The sequence below is a fragment of the Winogradskyella sp. UBA3174 genome (assembly GCF_002364335.1).
Classification (GTDB): Bacteria; Bacteroidota; Bacteroidia; order Flavobacteriales; family Flavobacteriaceae; genus Winogradskyella.
Window position 1 is genome coordinate 1 of record NZ_DEXW01000041.1, and the last position, 3,107, is coordinate 3,107.

The following is a 3,107-nucleotide window of genomic DNA, read 5'->3' on the forward strand; positions in this document are numbered from 1 at the left end:
TAGCAGATAAAACGACTGTTCCCCTCACTTTAAAAGCAAAAACAGGACGCACAAAATATTTAATTAGATACTTCCTTTTGTCTATTATACATATAGGTATATCTTTGTGTGCTAAAATTTATACTATATAATGATTAAAATTACTTTGCCTGATGGTTCGGTTCGGTCTTTTGATAAAGATGTGACTCCACATGAAGTGGCTGTAGATATTAGCGAGGGATTTGCTCGTAACGTGATTTCAGCAAAATTTAATGATACAGTTGTTGAAACCACTACTCCATTAACCACAGATGGCAAACTTACTTTATATACATTTAAAGATGATGCTGGTAAAAAAGCATTTTGGCATTCTTCTGCTCATATTCTAGCTCAAGCTTTAGAGGAATTATACCCAGGTGTAAAACTCTGGGTTGGTCCAGCAATTGATAATGGGTTTTACTATGATGTAGATTTAGGTGAAGGAGTGATTTCGGAGAAAGACTTTAAGACTATCGAAAATAAGATAATAGAAATAGCTCGTGGCAAACATAACTTTAAACTACGTGATGTTTCTAAAGCTGAAGCGCTATCCTATTATAAAGGTAAAAATGAATATAAAGTTGATTTAATTGAAAACCTCGAAGATGGTACAATAAGTTTTTGTGACCATTCAACATTTACAGATTTATGTCGTGGTGGACATATTCCAAATACAGGAATTATTAAAGCTGTGAAAATTTTAAGTGTTGCTGGAGCTTACTATAAAGGAGAGGAGAAAAATAAGCAACTTACAAGGGTATATGGTATTTCCTTTCCTAAACAAAAAGAACTTACCGAATATCTTCATTTATTAGAAGAGGCTAAAAAACGCGATCACAGAAAATTAGGAAAAGAACTCGAGCTTTTTACATTTTCGCAAAAAGTAGGTCAAGGATTACCGTTATGGTTACCTAAAGGTGCTGCTTTAAGAGAACGTCTAGAAAACTTTCTAAAAGCTGCTCAGAAAAAAGCTGGCTATGAAATGGTTATTACACCACATATAGCACAAAAAGAGTTGTATGTAACTTCTGGTCACTTTGCTAAATATGGAGAAGATAGTTTTCAACCTATAAAAACACCTGCAGAAGGTGAAGAGTTTCTTTTAAAACCAATGAATTGCCCACATCATTGTGAAATTTATAATGCTAAACCTTTTTCATATAAAGAACTGCCAAAGCGTTTTGCTGAATTTGGCACTGTTTATAGATACGAACAAAGTGGAGAACTTCATGGATTAACACGTGTAAGGGGTTTTACACAAGATGATGCTCATATCTTTTGTACTCCAGATCAACTTGACAAGGAATTTAAAGACGTTATTGACTTAGTACTATATGTATTTGGCTCATTAGGTTTTGAGAACTTTACTGCCCAAGTATCATTAAGAGATCCTGAAAAGCCAGAGAAATATATTGGGAGTGATGAAAACTGGAAAAAAGCCGAAGACGCTATCTTAAATGCAGCCATTGATAAAGGTTTAAATTATGTAGTTGAAACTGGTGAAGCTGCCTTTTATGGCCCAAAGTTAGATTTTATGGTTAAAGATGCTCTAGGACGACAATGGCAATTAGGTACAATACAAGTAGATTACAACTTACCCGAACGTTTTGATTTAACTTATAAAGGTAGTGACAACGAAATGCACAGGCCTGTAATGATACATCGTGCTCCATTTGGAAGTATGGAACGTTTTATAGCAATTTTATTAGAACATACAGGAGGGAATTTCCCCCTTTGGTTAATGCCAGAACAAGCGATTATTATCTCAATAAGTGAGAAATATGAAAAATACGCTGAAAAAGTTTTAAATCTGCTAGAAAATGACGAAATTCGCGCCCTTGCAGACAACAGAAACGAAACTGTGGGTAAGAAAATTCGGGAAGCTGAAATGCAAAAGTACCCGTTTATGATTATTGTCGGCGAACAAGAAGAGAAAAATAATACAATAACTGTGCGCCAACATGGTGGTGAAGACCTTGGCACAGTAAGTGTGATAGAATTCTCGAATCTTGTAAAAGAAAGAGTAAGTGAAAGTTTAAAAACTTTTAAATAAATATAATGTTTAATTAAATTACAGAAACCATAGCAATACGTAGAAGAAAGAGTTATAATAGACGTGTAGTCCAAGAGGACAAGCACCGTATAAATTCTAAAATCAGATCTGAAGAAGTAAGACTTGTTGGAGATAATGTCGAAATAGGTGTTTATCCAGTTAAAGAAGCTTTATCAATGGCAGATGAACAAGGTTTAGATCTTGTTGAAATTTCGCCAAATGCAACTCCACCAGTTTGTAAAGTAATGGACTATAAAAAGTTCCTTTATGAACAAAAGAAACGTGAAAAAGCTTTAAAGTCTAAAGCGACTAAAGTAATCGTTAAAGAAATTCGTTTTGGCCCTCAAACAGATGACCATGATTACGAGTTTAAGAAGAAACATGCTGAGAAGTTTCTAAAAGATGGTGCAAAGCTTAAAGCATTCGTGTTTTTTAAAGGACGTTCAATCGTGTTTAAAGAACAAGGACAGATTTTATTATTAAAATTAGCTCAAGATCTTGAAGAGTATGGTAAAGTAGAACAAATGCCTAAATTAGAAGGTAAGCGTATGATTATGTTCATTGCGCCAAAAAAGAAATAATTCACTGTTAAATCAGTAAACAATAATAAGCGAAACGTAAATTAAAACTAGGAGAAAATGCCTAAAATGAAAACAAAATCGAGTGCTAAGAAACGTTTCAAACTAACTGGCACTGGTAAGATTAAAAGAAAGCATGCTTTTAAGAGTCATATTTTGACAAAAAAATCTAAAAAGCGTAAGCTTAAATTAACTCATGATGGTTTAGTACATAAAGCAGATGAGAACAATATTAAAACAATGTTACGTTTAAAGTAATACTGTTTTAATCGGTAAAATCAATTATAAACCCTGGAGTTAGGCAAAATAATTTAGCAAGTACCATATTGGTCGCCTACTACAAAAAAAACAATTAAAAGAATGCCAAGATCAGTAAATTCAGTAGCGAAGAGAGCCAGAAGAAAAAAGGTTCTTAAGCAAGCAAAAGGTTACTTCGGAAGACGTAAAAACGTTTGGAC

At 33.6% G+C, this 3,107-nt stretch carries 3 protein-coding genes and 1 pseudogene; all 4 read left to right on the forward strand.

The genetic code is table 11. The features are described from left to right. The first annotated feature begins 130 nt into the window (after positions 1-130). Positions 131-2,071: a threonine--tRNA ligase gene (gene thrS / locus B2U95_RS06655; RefSeq protein WP_296314030.1), complete on the forward strand. Its 1,941-nt coding sequence runs from the start codon at positions 131-133 to the stop codon at positions 2,069-2,071. A gap of 29 nt (positions 2,072-2,100) precedes the next feature. Beyond that, positions 2,101-2,652, forward strand: coding sequence for a translation initiation factor IF-3 (gene infC, locus B2U95_RS06660; RefSeq protein WP_296314035.1), 552 nt, complete (start codon positions 2,101-2,103; stop codon positions 2,650-2,652). 57 nt (positions 2,653-2,709) lie between these two features. Further along, the gene (rpmI, locus tag B2U95_RS06665; protein WP_020897364.1) at positions 2,710-2,907 is read left to right on the forward strand and encodes a 50S ribosomal protein L35; all 198 of its coding nucleotides are present in this window, start codon (positions 2,710-2,712) and stop codon (positions 2,905-2,907) included. 102 nt (positions 2,908-3,009) lie between these two features. Next, positions 3,010-3,107 (forward strand): annotated as a pseudogene (locus B2U95_RS06670) (50S ribosomal protein L20); the annotation flags it as partial.

Coding starts and splice junctions, on each gene's coding strand:
- rpmI (WP_020897364.1), top strand. CDS start 2,710: ATGCCTAAAATGAAAACAAAATCGAGTGCTAAGAAACGTTTCAAACTA.
- thrS (WP_296314030.1), top strand. CDS start 131: ATGATTAAAATTACTTTGCCTGATGGTTCGGTTCGGTCTTTTGATAAA.